This is a genomic window from Curtobacterium sp. Curtsp57 (genome assembly GCF_047324335.1).
In the GTDB taxonomy this organism is placed as follows: domain Bacteria; phylum Actinomycetota; class Actinomycetes; order Actinomycetales; family Microbacteriaceae; genus Curtobacterium.
Genome location: NZ_CP168511.1, coordinates 3,863,496 through 3,878,884, shown reverse-complemented (window position 1 = coordinate 3,878,884; position 15,389 = coordinate 3,863,496). Strand labels below are relative to the sequence as shown.

The window sequence follows — 15,389 nt, the reverse complement described above, 5'->3', positions numbered from 1 at the left end:
CTGCACTGCGTTACTGGTTCTTGAGCTGTTCGACGACCTGGTCGTACTGCGGCGCGTTCATGAAGTTGCCGACCGACACGTGCTGTGCGTTCGGCGTCTTCTGCTTGGCGCGGTCCGTCAGCTCTTCCTGCGTGATGACGAGGTCCTCGTCGCCGGACAGGTTCGCGATGGCCTTGTTGACGACGGTGACGCCCTCGATACCGGCCTTCTTGATCTTGTTGCGGAGGACGCTCGCACCCATGGCACTCGAGCCCATGCCGGCGTCGCAGGCGAACACCACGTTCTCGACCCGGGTCGCGGTCGCGGTGCCGCCGACGGCAGCTGCCTCGTCGGCGTTCGCCGGGGCGTTGCCGCCGAAGAGACCGGCGGTCGCCGCGTTGGCGTCACGGCCCTTGGTGGCCTGCATCTTGTCGAACGCCGCCGCCATGTCGCCGCCGCCGGACGCGAGGTCGCGCTTGCGGGTGGCGATGAGGAAGAACGACGCCACGGCGAAGGACACCGCTGCGGAGAAGAGCACGGACAGGATGACGCCGACGAAGCTGTCCTTCGCGGTCGCACCGAGCACGGCGAAGATCGATCCGGGCGATGCCGGGGCGACGAGGCCGGAGTGGAACGCCACGTTCGTCGCGACACCGGTCGCACCGCCGAGGATCACGGCGATGAAGAGGACCGGCTTCTGCAGCACGTACGGGAAGTAGATCTCGTGGATGCCACCGAGGAACTGGATGATGATCGCGCCGGGAGCGGTCGAGCGGGCGATGCCGACACCGAAGAACGTGAAGGCGAGCAGGATGCCGAGACCGGGGCCGGGGTTCGCCTCGAGGAGGAACAGGATCGACTTGCCCGACTCCTGGACCTGCTGCGCACCGAGCTGGTCGAGCACACCGTGGTTGATCGCGTTGTTGAGGAAGAACACCTTCGCCGGCTCGATGATGACGCTGGCGAGCGGCAGCAGCGAGTGCTGGACGAGGAAGTTCACCACGTCCCCGAGGCCCTCGGCGATGAGCTTGAACAGCGGCGCGAGCCAGAAGAACCCGATCATCGCGAGCACGAAGCCGAGGATGCCGGCGGCGTAGTTGTTCACCAGCATCTCGAAGCCCGGCTTGATCTTGCCGTCCCAGATGCGGTCGATCTGCTTGATGAGGTACGCGCCGAGCGGCCCGCAGATCATCGCGCCGAGGATCATCGTCGTGCCGGAGGCACCGATGATGACACCCATCGTCATGATCGAGCCGACGACGGCGCCGCGGGTCTCGTAGACCATCCGGCCACCCTGGATCGCGATCGCGAGCGGGATGAGGTAGGTCAGGATCGGACCGACGAGGCCGATGTTGGCCACGCCGTTCGTCTCGCCGAACCCGCCGAGGATGCCCACGGGGGTCCAGCCGGTCTCGATGAAGAAGGCCGTGATGATGCCCCACGCGATGAAGATCGCGATGTTGGGCATGACCATGCCGGAGAGGAACGTGCCGAACTTCTGAACGGCGACGCGTGCGCCGCCCCGCGACTTCGCGGGGGCGTCGGGCGCTGCAACGGACGACGTTGTCATGTGCGGTGACTTTCTGTGTGGTGGTGCTGCTGCTGTGTCAGGGAAGGGGGTGGTGCTGGGTGGGCTCAGACGGCGTGCGCGGCCGCGGCGGCGGACTTGGCTGCTGCCGCCGTGGACGCGGCGAGTGCCGCCTGGGCCATCTCGCGGGCCTCGTCGAGGGTGTGCTTGCCGAGTTCGGCACGCACGTCGGCGAGGGCCGCGGGGGTCATGGAGAGGGTGGTGGCGCCGAGTCCGACGAGGACGACGGCGAGGAGCGGGTCGGCGGCGGCCTCGCCGCAGATGCCGACGGGCTTCGACGCGCCGACACCGGCGGTGCCGAGCTGCGCGACGAGACGGAGGACGGCGGGGTGCCAGGGGTCCTGGTAGCTCGCGACGGTGCCGAGCATGCGGTCGGCCGCCATCGTGTACTGGGTCAGGTCGTTCGTGCCGATCGACACGAAGTCGGCCGACTGGAACACCTGCTCGGCCATCAGCGCGAGCGAGGGCACCTCGGCCATCACGCCGGCGGTCCTGATCCCGAGTTCACGGGCCAGGTCGACGAAGTACTCGGTCTCCTCGGCGTCGGCGACCATCGGGGCCATCACCCAGAGGTCGGCCTCGGTCTCGGCGTCGGCCTGCGCGAGCGCGGTGAGCTGGTCGCGGAGCACCTCGGGGTGGTTCCGGAGCGCACGGAGCCCGCGGCGTCCGAGCGCCGGGTTCTCCTCGTCCTTGTCGGTGAGGAACGGCAGCGGCTTGTCGGCGCCGGCGTCGAGCGCGCGGACGACGACCTTCTTGCCGGGGAACGCGGCGAGGAGCTGCTTGTACGACTCCTTCTGCTCGTCGACCGTCGGGGCCTTCGGGGAGTCGAGGAAGAGGAACTCGGTGCGGAAGAGCCCCACGCCCTCCGCACCGAGAGCGACGGCGCCGGCGGCGTCTGCAGGGCTCCCGAGGTTGGCCAGGAGCGGCACGACGTGGCCGTCGGCGAGAGCACCAGCGGTGAGCGGTGCTGCGGCGGCGGCGAGGCGGTCGGCGATGCGCTGCTCGACGTCGGCGACGAGTTCGGCGGACGGCTCGGTGACGACGGTGCCGGCAGCGGCGTCGACGACGACCGTCTGGCCGTCGGCGAGGTCGTCGGCGCCGGTCACGCCGACGATCGCGGTGATGCCCTTGGCGCGGGCGAGGATCGCGGTGTGCGAGGTCGGGCCGCCGTCACGCGTGACGAGGGCGAGGACCTTGTCGAGGTCGAGGAGTGCGGTGTCGGCGGGGGCGAGGTCGCGGGCGACGAGCACGAAGGGGGTGTCCGACTCGGGGACGCCGGGTGCGTGCACGCCGCGGAGCTTGGCGATGATGCGTTGGGCGACGTCGTCGAGGTCCGTCGCGCGCTCCCCCATGTAGCCGCCCATCGAGACGAGCAGGTCGCGGAACTGGCCGAACGCCTCGAACACCGCACGCTCGGCGTTGGTGCCGCCGTCGATGCGGGTGTGCACGTCGTCGAGGAGCGTCGGGTCCTGCGCCATGAGCGCCTGCGCCTCGAGCACGGCCTGGGCGTCGCCACCGGCGAGCTGCCCGCGCTTCGTGAGGTCCTCCGCCACCGCGGCGAGCGCTTCGTGCACCGCCTGCTTCGCGTCGTCCGCCGAGCCCTCGAGCGCGGTGGTCGACGGTTCGCCGAGCGGGTCCGCCATCCGGAGCACGGGGCCGTGGGCAACGCCGCGGCCGACGCCGGTTCCGAGCAGTTCGGACATTCGAGACTCCTTCATCTCACGCGCGCTTGCGGTGGGGGCCGGTGGTTCAGGTCGTTCTGGTGGTTCGGTGCGCAGCGGCACGAACGGACCACGCCCGTGCGGCTTGGCAGCACACTACATCGATCCGCGTTGACAAACAAACACATCCGGGGATAAAAATGCACAAACAGATGCCCGTTTCGGTCTGAGCCGCCCCCAGTTCGGGCGTCGATCCCGACGAACACCGCCGTCCGTGCCCGTTCCGATCCGTTCGGGGCCGGGCCGTTCCACCCGACACCCTCCCGAGACACCGAGGTCCGATGTACGCACCAGAGCGCCACCAGCGCATCGTCGAGCAGGCGCGTGCCAACGGCCGGGTCGACGTCAAGGACCTCGCCGAGCTGCTCGAGGTCACCCCGGAGACGATCCGGCGTGACCTGACGTCGCTCGAGCGTCGCGGCCTCGTCCGCCGCGCCCACGGTGGTGCGATCCCCGTCGAGCGGATCACGCTGCACCCCGGTGTCGGCGATCGCGGCGGCATCAACCAGGCGGAGAAGATGGTCATCGCCGAGGCCGCGCTCGAGGAACTGCCGGAGAACGGCTCGATCATGATCGACGCCGGCACGTCCACGATCTGCCTCGCCGAGATGCTCCCCACCGACCGCGGCCTGACCGTCGTCACACACTCGCTCCCCGTCGCGATGGCCGTCGCCAACCGTCCTGGGATCGACCTGCACCTGCTCGGCGGCAACATCCGCAGCGACTCCCTGGCCGGGGTCGGCACCTGGACACACCAGCTCATCGGCATGGTGAGCGTCGACGTCGCCTTCATCAGCATCAACGGCATCACCCCGGAGCGTGGCCTCACGACGCACAACATGGCGGAGGCCGCCGTGAAGAGCGCCATGATCAAGTCGGCCCGCCGGAGCATCCTGCTCGCCGACCACACGAAGTTCGGCCGGGAGGAGTTCGGTCGCGTCGCCCCACTGGCAGCGATCGACACGATCATCACCGACCCCGCCGTCAACCTGGACCTCGTCCGCGAGGTCGAGGCAGCAGGCACCGAGGTCTTCTGGCCCGGCCGTCCCTGACCGCCCGCCCGGTTCCGTCCACCCCCTGCTCGCTACCATGAGCGCACCACCCATCGACTAGGAGTTCATCGATGTCCGAAGCCACCCGCACCGTCACCGTCGCCAGCGGATCCGGTCTGCACGCCCGTCCCGCGTCGCTCTTCGTCCAGACCGTCACCGCGTCGGGTCACCAGGTCACGATCGCCAAGGGTGACAAGTCCGCGAACGCCGGCAGCATCCTCGGGCTCCTCGGGCTCGGCGTCGAGAACGGCGACGAGGTCACGCTCACCGTGTCCGGCGACGACGCCGAGACGACTGCAGACAGCCTGGTCGAGTTCCTGAAGACGGACCACGACGCGGCCTGATCGCGCGCGTCGCGACCACGTCCTGACGGGAGGCACGGTGCCGGCTGGCACCGTGCCTCCCGTCGTTCCTGGTCGCGTCCAGGGCTGTCGGCGGCCGCCGATAAGGTGTTCTGCATGACACGCCTGCGCCTCGCATCCGTCAACGTGAACGGCGTCCGCGCCGCGTTCCGCAAGGGCATGGGCGACTGGCTCGACGGGCGGGGCGTCGACGTCCTCGCCCTGCAGGAAGTCCGCGCATCGACCGACGACCTCACCGGGCTCCTCGGCGACGGGTGGGACATCGTGCACGACCCCGCCTCGGCGAAGGGCCGCGCGGGCGTCGCGATCGCGTCACGGCACCGAGCGCACATCCACCGCGTCGAGCTCGGACCGTCGGAGTTCGACTCCGCCGGTCGCTGGCTCGAAGCCGACTACGAGATCGACGGCACCCTCGTGACCGTCGTGTCGACGTACGTGCACTCGGGTGAGGTCGGCACCGAGAAGCAGGACGAGAAGTGGAAGTTCCTCGACGCGATGACGGAGCGGCTGCCGGAACTCCGCGAGCACAACCCGCTCGCGGTCGTCGTCGGTGACCTCAACGTCGGTCACGACGAGCGCGACATCAAGAACTGGAAGGGCAACGTCAAGCGAGCCGGCTTCCTGCCCAGGGAGCGCGCGTACTTCAGCCGCTTCTTCGGCGCCGACGGCGAGCAGGTCGAGGGCGCCGACGGGTCGACGGGCACCGGCCTCGGCTGGGTCGACGTGGGTCGTGACCAGGCCGGCGACGTCGACGGGCCGTACACGTGGTGGTCCTGGCGCGGTCAGGCCTTCGACAACGACACCGGGTGGCGCATCGACTACCAGATGGCCACGCCCGACCTCGCCGCGAAGGTGAGCTCCTACACGGTCGACCGCGCCGCGGCGTACGACCAGCGATGGTCCGACCACGCCCCCGTGGTCGTCGACTACGAGCTCTGACTCCCCACCCTCTCCCAGCAGTACAGGAACACCACCATGACCACGACCCGCATCTTCTCGGGCATCCAGCCGTCAGCCGGCTCGCTCCACCTCGGCAACTACATCGGCGCCCTCATGCAGTGGAGGGACCTGCAGGACGACCACGACGCGATCTACTGCGTCGTCGACATGCACGCCATCACGAGCCCGCAGGACCCCGCCGAGCTCCGCGCGAGCACCCGTGCCACCGCTGCGCAGTACATCGCGTCGGGCATCGACCCGTCGAAGTCGACCCTCTTCGTGCAGTCCCACGTGCCCGCGCACGCCGAGCTCGCGTGGGTGCTGAACACCCTGACGGGCTTCGGTGAGGCGAGCCGCATGACCCAGTTCAAGGACAAGTCGGCGCGCCAGGGGACCGAGGCAGCGTCGGTGGGGCTCTTCACCTACCCCGTCCTGATGGCCGCGGACATCCTGCTCTACGACACCGCCGTGGTGCCGGTCGGCGACGACCAGCGGCAGCACGTCGAACTGACCCGCGACCTGGCGAACCGGTTCAACTCGCGGTTCGGCGACACCTTCGTCGTCCCGAAGGCGCAGATCGGCACCGAGTCCGCCCGCATCTACGACCTGCAGGACCCGACGAGCAAGATGAGCAAGTCGGCCGCGTCGGACAACGGGCTCATCCGCCTGCTCGACGACCCGAAGCGCACGGCGAAGAAGATCAAGTCCGCGGTGACCGACACCGAGCGCGAGATCCGGGCCGACCGTGCCGCCAAGCCCGGTGTCACGAACCTGCTCGCGATCCTGTCGGCGTTCACGCGCACCCCGGTCGCCGAACTCGAGTCGTCGTTCGCCGGACGGGGCTACGGCGACCTGAAGGGCGAGGTCGCGGATGCGGTGGTCGCCGAGCTCGAGCCGGTGCGCGCCCGCACGCTCGAGCTCCTCGACGACCCGGCGGAGCTCGACCGCCTGCTCGCCGTCGGCGCCGAGCGTGCCGAGTCCATCGCCGATGCGACCCTGGCGCGCGTGTACGACCGCATCGGGTTCGTCCCGCGCGTCCGGCGCTGACCGTGCTCCCCGTCACGCTGGCGTCCGAGCGGGTCCGGCTCGACCTCCCCACCCGGGCGGACACCGTCGCGATCACCGAGGCGTGCCAGGACCCGGACGTCATCCGCTGGACGACGATCCCCACGCCGTACCGGCCGCAGGACGCGAACGCGTTCGTCGACGCGCTCGTGGGGCCGGGGTGGGCGTCCGACCGTGAGTACACGTGGGCGATCCGGCAGCCTGGCTCCACCTGGCTCGTCGGCGTCATCTCGTACCGCACCCAGCGCCGCGACCTCGGGTTCTGGCTCGCGCCGTCCGCGCGCGGCCACGGACTCGTGCACGAAGCGGTCACACTCGTCGTGGACTGGGCGTTCGACCGAGGCGCCCCCGACGTGTACTGGGAGTGCTACGAGGGCAACGTGGCATCGGCGAGCGTCGCACGACGTGCCGGGTTCTCGTACACGGGTACCGGCGACGCCGTGATCCCGAACCGGGACGGCACGCCCGCCTCGGCCTGGAAGGGGCTCCGTCGCGCGGACGGCACGCCCGCGTCCGACCTCGCCTGGCCCGCCGAGTCGTTCGCGGCCGCCCGGTAGTCTCGGACCGTGGACGGCAGCGCACCGACGACTCCCGACCCGGCCCCGTCGGCATCGCCGTCCGAGGTCCGGGCGATGCGCCGCGGGCTCGAACTGGCAGCGCTCGGCCCCGTGCTCGGCGACCACGCCCGGGTGGGCGCCGTCGTGCTCTCCCCCACCGGCGAGGTGCTCGCGGAGGGCTGGCACAAGGGTGCCGGGACGCCGCACGCCGAGGTCGACGCGATGGCGAAGCTCCGACCCGAGCAGCTCCGCGGGGCGACCGTCGTCGTGACGCTCGAGCCGTGCGACCACACCGGACGGACCGGCCCGTGCTCCGTGGCGCTGATCGAGGCCGGCGTGGGGCGTGTCGTGTACGCGATCGACGATCCAGGTGCGGACGTGCACGGCGGTGCCGACCGACTGCGAGCCGCCGGTGTCGACGTCGTGTCGGGCGTCCTGGCGGACGAGGCCTCCGCGTTCCTCGAACGCTGGCTCGCATCGGTCCGCCGGGGACGCCCGTGGGTGACCGTGAAGTGGGCGTCGAGTCTGGACGGCCGGGCAGCAGCCGCCGACGGCACGAGCAAGTGGATCACGGGAGCGGCCGCCCGCCAGCACGTGCACGAGCAGCGCGCCTCGCACGACGCGATCGTCGTCGGGACGGGCACCGTGCTCGCCGACGACGCGTCGCTGACGGCACGCGGCGACGCCGGCGAACTCCTCGCCGACCAACCCCTCGCGGTCGTCCTCGGCGACCGCCCCGTCCCCGCCGACGCCGCCGTCCGACGCCACCCCCGCGGCTTCGTGCAGTTGCCGGGACACGACCTCGACGCGGCGCTCCGTGCGCTCGGCGACCGTGGTGTCCGCACGGTCTTCGTCGAGGGCGGCCCGACCGTCGCGTCGGCGTTCATCGCCGCCGGACTCGTCGACGAGTACCTCGTCTACGTCGCGCCGGTCCTGCTCGGCGGCCCCCGTGTCGCGCTCGGTGACGTCGGTGTGGGAAGCATGAACGAACGTCTGCGGTTGGACGTACTATCGACAACCAGCCTCGGCCCTGACCTGCTGGTGCGTGCACGTCCGTCCGGTCGCGACCCTGAGCGACGCCGCCACGACGACCACACGAACGACGGGGCCCGTAACGACCGGAGTACCCCATGACCGACGCGCTGACCTCCCCCACCCCCGGGAGTCCGGTCCAGTTCGAGGTGTCCACGAACGTCCCGACCAGCCACGGCACCTTCGAGATGCGCGCGTACCGCGACCTGGTGACCGGTGCCGAGCACGTGGCGATCATCGGTGCGCTGCCCGACGGCTCCGCACCGACCGACGGCGCGCTCGTGCGGGTGCACTCGGAGTGCCTGACCGGAGAGGCATTCGGTTCGCTGAAGTGCGAGTGCGGTCCGCAGCTCGACGCCGCCCTCGACACGATCGCCGCGGAAGGCGGCGTCGTGGTCTACCTGCGCGGCCACGAAGGGCGCGGGATCGGACTCGTCAACAAGCTGAAGGCCTACCGGCTGCAGGAAGACGGCCTCGACACGCTCGACGCCAACCTGGCGCTCGGTCTCCCCGCGGACTCCCGCGAGTACGGCGGTGCCGCAGGCATCCTCACCGACCTCGGCATCGGCCGGGTGCGGCTGCTCTCGAACAACCCGGAGAAGCGTCGTCAGCTCGAAGAGCACGGCATCACGGTCGACACGCTGGTCCCCCTGGTCGTCGGTGTCTCGGCGCAGAACGCCGGGTACCTGGACACCAAGCGCGACCGCATGGGCCACGAACTCCCCGGACACCTGCAGGTCGGCGCGCACAACTGACGCTGGGATACCAGCTCCTCGGCGGATTCGCAGGTTGCCGACATCCGTCGTACACTGAGGTCTCCCGTCACAAGCGGTACACCACCAACCGAACGCACCCGGTCGAACACCAGCGCCATCTGCGCGATCCGATCGGTGTCCGCAGTCCGGTACCGCTGCGTCGCCTGCACGACGCTCTGCTCGGAGTCCACACCGCCCCATGTCCGCCACATCGGCCGCACCAGCACCCGCACCCGCCACGAACCCGCGCTCCCGCGTCGTCGTCGCGAGCCTCATCGGCACGTCCATCGAGTTCTACGACTTCTACGTCTACGCGACCGCCGCGGTCCTCGTCTTCCCGACCCTGTTCTTCCCGAACGAGGACCCCACCGCGTCGCAGCTGTCGTCGTTCGTGACGTTCGCGCTCGCGTTCTTCGCGCGTCCCGTCGGCTCGATCATCTTCGGCCACTTCGGTGACCGCATCGGCCGGAAGACCACCCTCGTCGCATCGCTGCTCGTGATGGGCACGGCGACGTTCCTGATCGGCTGCCTGCCGACGTTCGACTCGATCGGCATCTGGGCCCCGGTCCTCCTCGCCGTGATGCGCTTCGCACAGGGCGTCGGCCTCGGTGGCGAGTGGTCCGGTGCGGCCCTGCTCGCGACCGAGAACGCCCCGAAGGGCAAGCGCGGCGTCTTCGGCTCGATGCCGCAGCTCGGCGCCCCGATCGGCTTCCTGCTCGCGAACGGCCTGTTCATCGCGATCAACGCCGCGATGCCCGCCGGCGCCGACGGCACCCCGAACGCCGACTTCCAGGCATGGGGCTGGCGGCTGCCGTTCCTGCTGTCGGCCGTGCTCGTGCTCGTCGGGCTGTACGTCCGCTTCCGGCTGGTCGAGTCGACGGTGTTCCGCGGCGTGCAGGAGTCCGGCACGGTCGCGAAGGTCCCGCTGGGCCGGGTGTTCCGCACCTCGTGGCGCGCACTCATCGTCGGCACGCTCGGCATGGTCGCCACCTACGTGCTCTTCTACTTCATGACGACCTTCACGCTGTCCTACGGCACCACCGGATCGACCGCCTCGGCACTCGTCCCGAAGGTCGGCCTCGGCTACTCGCGCGGCGAGTTCCTGACCCTGCTGATGATCGGCGTGGTGTTCTTCGGCATCTTCACGCCGATCGCCGGGCTCCTCGCCGACAGGTTCGGCCGTCGGAAGACCCTCATCCCGACCACCATCGGCATCGCGCTCTTCGGCCTGACGTTCCAGTTCTGGTTCGCCGCCTCGACCGGCCCGATCACCGTCGTCACCTTCCTCATCGTCGGCCTGTCGCTGATGGGGCTGACGTTCGGCCCGATGGGCGCACTGCTCCCCGAGCTGTTCCCGACGAACGTCCGCTACACGGGTTCGGCGATCGCGTACAACGTCGCGTCGATCCTCGGGGCGTCGCTCGCACCGACGATCGCGCTCGCGCTGTGGAAGCCCGACGGCAACATCTTCCTCGTCGGGCTGTACCTGACCATCGCCGCGGTCGTCACCCTCGTCGCGCTGCTCTTCATCCGCGAGACGAAGGGCGGGGACTTCGGCGACGGGGACGCACCGCGCGTCCACGCCGACCCGACCGCCTCGGACGGGCACGTGCACACGTCCGGCAGCCTCGCGCCGTAGACGCGACCATCGTCCGAGACGGGAGGCCCGGTACCAGCTGGCACCGGGCCTCCCGTCCGTCTGCGCGCACGTTCCCATCCACAACGCGCGCGATGGGAGGCCGAATCGCGCGTCGGTGCGCGGAACAACGGGCCACCTAAGCGCGATTCCACCTGTTCCGCGCGATTCGACCGCCCCGCCGCGCTCCACTCGCCCCGCTCCGCCGCACCGCTCGCCCCGCTCCGCCCCGACGCGACCCGGCCCGCTCCCGAACGACAGCATCGCTGTCGTACGACAGCGGTGCTGTCGTTCCTTGCGCGCGCGGGATGTTGCAGACGCGTCGCAGCGACAAGATCGATGTCGTACGACAGCGATCGTGTCGTTCCGAGTCGATCCCGTCAGTCCGCCGAAGCCAACAGCGCACCCAGCGCACCCACCCCACCCCCCACCCCACCCCCTGCGCGTCAACTCAGGTTGACAAATGTCGGGGCGTCAATGTAGGTTGACACGCATGGACCGGCCGACGATCACGAACCTCGCGGCGGGGGCAGCGGGAGACGATCCGTTCTCCGCCCTCGCCAGCGTGCGCGAGCTCCGCCGAGAGCTCGACCGCACCGAGGAACTCGCTGCTCGCCGTGCGCGGAACGCCGGAGCCTCGTGGCAGGAGATCGCGACGCTCCTCGGCGTGAGCCGTCAGGCAGTGCACAAGAAGTACGGCAGAAACTAGGAATCGATGAGCTCCCCCTTCGCCCGCCCGAAGCAGACCGACGGACCCCGCGCCACCTTCGGCCGCCTGCTGTCCTACCTGTTCGAGAACAAGCCCGCGATGGTCGTGATCATCGTGCTGAGCATCCTCGGCGCCGGAGCGTCACTCGCCCAGCCGTTGCTCGTGAACCAGGTCGTCACCGCGGTCCAGCACGGCAACACGCTGAGCATGCTCGTGTGGGCGCTCGTCGTGCTCGTGATCGTCGCTGGTGTGCTCAACGGCGTCCAGCACTTCCTGCTGCAGCGCGCGGGTGAAGGCGTCGTCCTCTCCACGCGTCGCAAGCTGATCGCCCGCATCCTCAACCTGCCGATCTCCGAGTTCGACACCCGGCGCACCGGCGACCTCGTGTCCCGCGTCGGCAGCGACACGACCCTGCTCCGAGCCGTCCTCACACAGGGCCTCATCGAGTCCATCGGCGGCATGCTGACCTTCATCGGGGCGATCATCGCGATGGCGATCATCGACCCGCTGCTGCTCGGCATCACCGTCGCGATCGTCATCGTCGCGATCGTCGTGGTCGGTGGGCTCAGCCGCCGCATCCGCATCGCGTCGAAGCGCGCGCAGGAGAAGGTCGGCGACCTCACCGCCGCGGTCGAACGCGGCATCGGCGCCGTCCGGACCATCCGCGCCGCCGGCGCCACCGAGCGCGAGGTCCGCGAGGTCGACGGCCACGCGACCGAGGCGTACAAGCGCGGCCTCGACATCGCGAAGATGTCCGCGTTCGTCGTGCCCGTCGCGAGCATCGTGATGCAGGTCGCGTTCATCGCCGTGCTCGGCGTCGGTGGCGCACAGGTCGCCGCGGGGACGATCACGATCGCCACGCTGATCACGTTCATCCTGCTGCTCTTCATGATGATCATGCCGCTCGGCCAGGCGATGGGTGCGGCGGTCGCCGTCGCGCAGGCACTCGGCGCGCTCGGCCGGATCGAGGAGATCCTGCACCTGCCGACGGAGGACCAGGACGACGCCGCCGTGCACCCCGCCGCCGCCATCGCGACCGACGACGCCATCACGTTCGAGCACGTGTCGTTCCGGTACGCCCGCTCCGCGGACGCGTCCGGTCCCGACGGCGCAGAAGCCGCCAGCAGCCAGCCGGGAGGCCCGGATCGCCGCCGCGACGTCGCCGACGACGAGCAGGCGGTGCTGCACGACGTGTCGTTCCGTGTGCCACGAGGCGCACGTGTCGCCCTCGTGGGCCCGTCCGGCGCCGGGAAGTCGACGACCCTGGCGCTGATCGAGCGCTTCTACGACCCGACCGACGGCGTCATCCGTCTCGGCGGGATCGACGTCCGCGGGCTCGACCGCGACGAACTCCGCGCACAGATCGGGTACGTCGAACAGGACGCTCCCGTGCTCGCCGGCACCATCCGGGCGAACCTGCTGCTCGGGTCGCCGAACGCCAGCGAGGACGACTGCGTCCGTGTCCTCGAGGCCGTCAACCTCGGCGACGTGCTGCACCGCGACCCCCGCGGGCTCGACGCGCAGGTCGGCGAGGACGGCGTGATGCTCTCCGGTGGTGAGCGCCAGCGTCTGGCGATCGCCCGTGCGCTGCTCGCCGCTCCCCCGATCCTGTTGCTCGACGAGTCCACGTCGTCGCTCGACGGCGTGAACGAGCAGAAGATGCGCCTGGCGATCGACGCCGTCGCCGAGGACCGCACGCTGCTCGTCATCGCGCACCGACTGTCCACCGTGGTCGACTCGGACGTCATCGTCGTGCTCGAGCACGGACGGGTCGTCGGCGTCGGGACGCACTCGGAGCTGGTCGAGTCCACGCCGCTGTACCGCGACCTGGCGAAGCACCAGCTCCTGGTCTGACCCGCTCGGCTCAGAGCTGCGCGCCGCCGGGGTTCGCGAGCCCCTCGTCCATGTCGCTGCGTTCGACATGGCCGCCGGCGGCAGCGATCTCGGCCAGCGCCGCCTCGCTGCGCGCCGGGTCCACGCCGACGACGAGGTCGGTGTAGACGCCGACGTCGAGGCCCGCGTGGACACCGTCGAGCGCGGTGGCCCGGACGCAGTGGTCGGTCGCGATGCCGACGATGTCGATGGCGTGCACCTTGCGGTCGAAGAGCAGGTCGGCGAGGTCCTCGCCGGACTCGGTCGTGCCCTCGAACGCCGAGTACGCGGGCGCCCCCTGCCCCTTCACGACGTGGACGTCGATGGGTGCGGTGTCGAGTCCCGAGTGGTAGTCGGCACCGGGGGTCCCGGCGACGCAGTGCACCGGCCAGGTCGTCTCGAAGTCGGGCTCGCCGCCCACCGCGAAGTGGCCGCCGTTGTCGTCGTCGCCGTGGTGCCAGTCGCGCGACCCGACGATGAGGTCGTACTCGTCGGCGTGCCGGCCGAGGAACGCCGTGATGCGTGTGGCGACCTCCGCACCGCCGACGACGCCGAGCGCGCCGCCCTCGGTGAAGTCGTTCTGCACGTCCACCACGAGGAGAGCCCTGGTCATGGGCCCATCCAACACCACGTCGATCAGGAGTTGGTGAGCTTGTTCCCGCAGGAGTAGGCGGCAGCGGTGACCGCGTCGAGGGCGGGCAGCGCGGCCGCGCGGGAGGACCCGATGGCGTAGAACGCGAACGTCAGCTTCGTGCCGTCGGCCGCGTCGATGTACCCGCCGAGCGTGTTCGCGCTGTCGATCCACCCGGTCTTGGCGTGCACCTTGCCGCGCGCGACGGCGTTCGCCCCCGTGAAGCGGCTGGACAACGTGCCCGACTGCCCGGACACCGGCAGCGCCTGGGCGAGCGTCCCGAGGCCCTTCGCCCCGGCCGCGACCTGGACCATCAGGTGCGCCACGAAGTTCGGCGAGACGGCGTTCGAGGCGCTCTCGCCGGAGCCGTCCTTGATGACGATGCCGGCCGGGTCGACACCGTACGACGCGAGGGCCTTCTGGTAGACGCCGGTCAGTGACGCCGCAGACCCGTCTGAACCGGACTCCTTCGACGAGATCCGCGCGAGCATCTCGGCGAGGGTGTTGTCCGAGTTCGGGATCATCTGGCCGATGAGGGTCGACACCGGTTGCGACGACACCTGCGCGATGGTGCTCTGGCTGGTGGTCGCGCGCTTCACGATCTGGGCGTTCGCGGCACCGACGACGCCGGCGTTCGCCAGGGCCGTCCGGAACGCCGCACCTGCACGCCCGACCGGGTCCTCGGAGCGGGGCGAGGTCGCGGCGGCGGGGTTCGCGCGGTCGCCGTCGACCATCAGCGCGGTGACCTCCGGCTGGTACCCGATCGTCCGCTCGCTGACGGGCCACGTCGGGTCCCAGGCGTCGGCGTCGTTCCAGTAGGTGTCGTCGGTGACGATCGTCGAGACCGCGGTGTCGCCGAGCTTCGTCTTCACCTGCTGCGCGAGCTGGGCCAGGGTCGGGGCGCCCGGGTACACCGTCGCGCCGCCCGCCGAGAGCGTCGCGTCGCCGTGTCCGACGAGTGCGATCGTGCCGCTGCCCTCGTCGGTGACCGTCGTCGGGATCGTGTGGTCGCCGCCGAGCACCGCCAGCGCGGTCGCGGTCGTGAGCGTCTTCATGACGCTGCCGGTCTGCGCGGCGGTGTCGCCGTTCTTCGAGAAGAGCATCTCCCCGGTGGAGGCGTTCATCACGTAGCCCTCGAAGTTCCCGAGACCGGCCGCGGACGCCGGGCCGGCGATGGAGCAGGTCCGGAGCGCTGACGGCCCGGGGGCGTCGGACGGCACCGTGCGGGGCGCCACCGTCGGGGTCGGCGTCGTGCTCGCCGTCGGCGTCGCGGAGCTGCTCGTCGTCCCCGCTGCGGACGGCGCCCTGGACGCCGATCCGGTCGGGGCGGTCGCCGCGGCGACCGCGACGGCACCGCCGGAGCCGAGCACCAGGACGGCGGCGAGGCCACCGATCGCCCACGGCAGGGGCTTCTGCGCGATCGACCCGCGGATCGCGGTGAACACGCCGCGGAGGCGGTCGGGGACGGACTCGTGCTCGGACATCGGGACC

The 15,389-nt window shown here is 70.5% G+C and carries 13 protein-coding genes and 1 pseudogene; 10 read left to right on the top strand and 4 right to left on the bottom strand.

Annotated elements, in window-relative coordinates; all coding sequences use genetic code 11:
* Positions 1-10 precede the first annotated feature (10 nt).
* Both ACEN9V_RS18635 and ptsP read right to left on the bottom strand, forming a co-directional pair.
* Complete coding sequence (locus ACEN9V_RS18635) at positions 11-1,549, bottom strand: PTS mannitol transporter subunit IICB (protein ID WP_413601541.1); 1,539 nt, start codon at positions 1,547-1,549, stop codon at positions 11-13.
* Between the two features lie 65 nt (positions 1,550-1,614).
* Complete coding sequence (ptsP, locus tag ACEN9V_RS18630) at positions 1,615-3,270, bottom strand: phosphoenolpyruvate--protein phosphotransferase (protein WP_413601540.1); 1,656 nt, start codon at positions 3,268-3,270, stop codon at positions 1,615-1,617.
* Positions 3,271-3,569: 299 nt separating this feature from the next.
* On the opposite strand from ptsP, the gene ACEN9V_RS18625 reads away from it, so the two are divergent.
* The 10 genes and pseudogenes from ACEN9V_RS18625 to ACEN9V_RS18580 all read left to right on the top strand — a co-directional run bounded on the left by ACEN9V_RS18625 (position 3,570) and on the right by ACEN9V_RS18580 (position 13,249).
* A complete protein-coding gene (locus tag ACEN9V_RS18625) occupies positions 3,570-4,340 on the top strand; it encodes a DeoR/GlpR family DNA-binding transcription regulator (protein ID WP_281265051.1) in 771 nt (256 codons plus the stop codon).
* A gap of 71 nt (positions 4,341-4,411) precedes the next feature.
* Positions 4,412-4,684, top strand: a complete 273-nt coding sequence (locus ACEN9V_RS18620) for an HPr family phosphocarrier protein (protein WP_111106577.1) — start codon at positions 4,412-4,414, stop codon at positions 4,682-4,684.
* Positions 4,685-4,798: 114 nt separating this feature from the next.
* Complete coding sequence (locus ACEN9V_RS18615; RefSeq protein ID WP_413601539.1) at positions 4,799-5,641, top strand: exodeoxyribonuclease III; 843 nt, start codon at positions 4,799-4,801, stop codon at positions 5,639-5,641.
* A 36-nt stretch (positions 5,642-5,677) separates the two neighbouring features.
* Positions 5,678-6,688, top strand: coding sequence for a tryptophan--tRNA ligase (trpS, locus tag ACEN9V_RS18610; RefSeq protein WP_281265053.1), 1,011 nt, complete (start codon positions 5,678-5,680; stop codon positions 6,686-6,688).
* Between the two features lie 2 nt (positions 6,689-6,690).
* Positions 6,691-7,263: a GNAT family N-acetyltransferase gene (locus ACEN9V_RS18605; protein WP_413601538.1), complete on the top strand. Its 573-nt coding sequence runs from the start codon at positions 6,691-6,693 to the stop codon at positions 7,261-7,263.
* A 75-nt stretch (positions 7,264-7,338) separates the two neighbouring features.
* Complete coding sequence (gene ribD, locus ACEN9V_RS18600) at positions 7,339-8,397, top strand: bifunctional diaminohydroxyphosphoribosylaminopyrimidine deaminase/5-amino-6-(5-phosphoribosylamino)uracil reductase RibD (RefSeq protein ID WP_413603088.1); 1,059 nt, start codon at positions 7,339-7,341, stop codon at positions 8,395-8,397.
* A gap of 29 nt (positions 8,398-8,426) precedes the next feature.
* A pseudogene (gene ribA / locus ACEN9V_RS18595) lies at positions 8,427-9,050 on the top strand (GTP cyclohydrolase II); the annotation flags it as partial.
* A 199-nt stretch (positions 9,051-9,249) separates the two neighbouring features.
* Positions 9,250-10,689 carry an MFS transporter gene (locus tag ACEN9V_RS18590; RefSeq protein ID WP_413601537.1) on the top strand — a complete coding sequence of 480 codons (1,440 nt, stop codon included), beginning with the start codon at positions 9,250-9,252 and terminating at the stop codon, positions 10,687-10,689.
* A gap of 490 nt (positions 10,690-11,179) precedes the next feature.
* Entirely contained in the window at positions 11,180-11,395 is a 216-nt protein-coding gene (locus ACEN9V_RS18585; protein ID WP_123656074.1) for a hypothetical protein, read from the top strand.
* A 6-nt stretch (positions 11,396-11,401) separates the two neighbouring features.
* Positions 11,402-13,249 (top strand): ABC transporter ATP-binding protein, encoded by a 1,848-nt coding sequence (locus ACEN9V_RS18580; protein WP_413601536.1) that lies wholly within the window; start codon positions 11,402-11,404, stop codon positions 13,247-13,249.
* 10 nt (positions 13,250-13,259) lie between these two features.
* Here ACEN9V_RS18580 and ACEN9V_RS18575 read toward each other — a convergent pair whose 3' ends face one another.
* On the bottom strand, positions 13,260-13,880 hold the full coding sequence (locus ACEN9V_RS18575; protein WP_413601535.1) for an isochorismatase family protein: 621 nt from the start codon (positions 13,878-13,880) through the stop codon (positions 13,260-13,262).
* 23 nt (positions 13,881-13,903) lie between these two features.
* Complete coding sequence (dacB, locus tag ACEN9V_RS18570) at positions 13,904-15,382, bottom strand: D-alanyl-D-alanine carboxypeptidase/D-alanyl-D-alanine-endopeptidase (RefSeq protein ID WP_413601534.1); 1,479 nt, start codon at positions 15,380-15,382, stop codon at positions 13,904-13,906.
* Positions 15,383-15,389 lie beyond the last annotated feature (7 nt).

Coding starts and splice junctions, on each gene's coding strand:
- ACEN9V_RS18585 (WP_123656074.1), top strand. CDS start 11,180: ATGGACCGGCCGACGATCACGAACCTCGCGGCGGGGGCAGCGGGAGAC.
- ACEN9V_RS18590 (WP_413601537.1), top strand. CDS start 9,250: ATGTCCGCCACATCGGCCGCACCAGCACCCGCACCCGCCACGAACCCG.
- ACEN9V_RS18580 (WP_413601536.1), top strand. CDS start 11,402: ATGAGCTCCCCCTTCGCCCGCCCGAAGCAGACCGACGGACCCCGCGCC.
- ACEN9V_RS18615 (WP_413601539.1), top strand. CDS start 4,799: ATGACACGCCTGCGCCTCGCATCCGTCAACGTGAACGGCGTCCGCGCC.
- ACEN9V_RS18635 (WP_413601541.1), bottom strand. CDS start 1,549: ATGACAACGTCGTCCGTTGCAGCGCCCGACGCCCCCGCGAAGTCGCGG.
- trpS (WP_281265053.1), top strand. CDS start 5,678: ATGACCACGACCCGCATCTTCTCGGGCATCCAGCCGTCAGCCGGCTCG.
- ACEN9V_RS18625 (WP_281265051.1), top strand. CDS start 3,570: ATGTACGCACCAGAGCGCCACCAGCGCATCGTCGAGCAGGCGCGTGCC.
- ptsP (WP_413601540.1), bottom strand. CDS start 3,270: ATGTCCGAACTGCTCGGAACCGGCGTCGGCCGCGGCGTTGCCCACGGC.
- ACEN9V_RS18620 (WP_111106577.1), top strand. CDS start 4,412: ATGTCCGAAGCCACCCGCACCGTCACCGTCGCCAGCGGATCCGGTCTG.
- ACEN9V_RS18575 (WP_413601535.1), bottom strand. CDS start 13,880: ATGACCAGGGCTCTCCTCGTGGTGGACGTGCAGAACGACTTCACCGAG.
- ribD (WP_413603088.1), top strand. CDS start 7,339: ATGCGCCGCGGGCTCGAACTGGCAGCGCTCGGCCCCGTGCTCGGCGAC.
- dacB (WP_413601534.1), bottom strand. CDS start 15,382: ATGTCCGAGCACGAGTCCGTCCCCGACCGCCTCCGCGGCGTGTTCACC.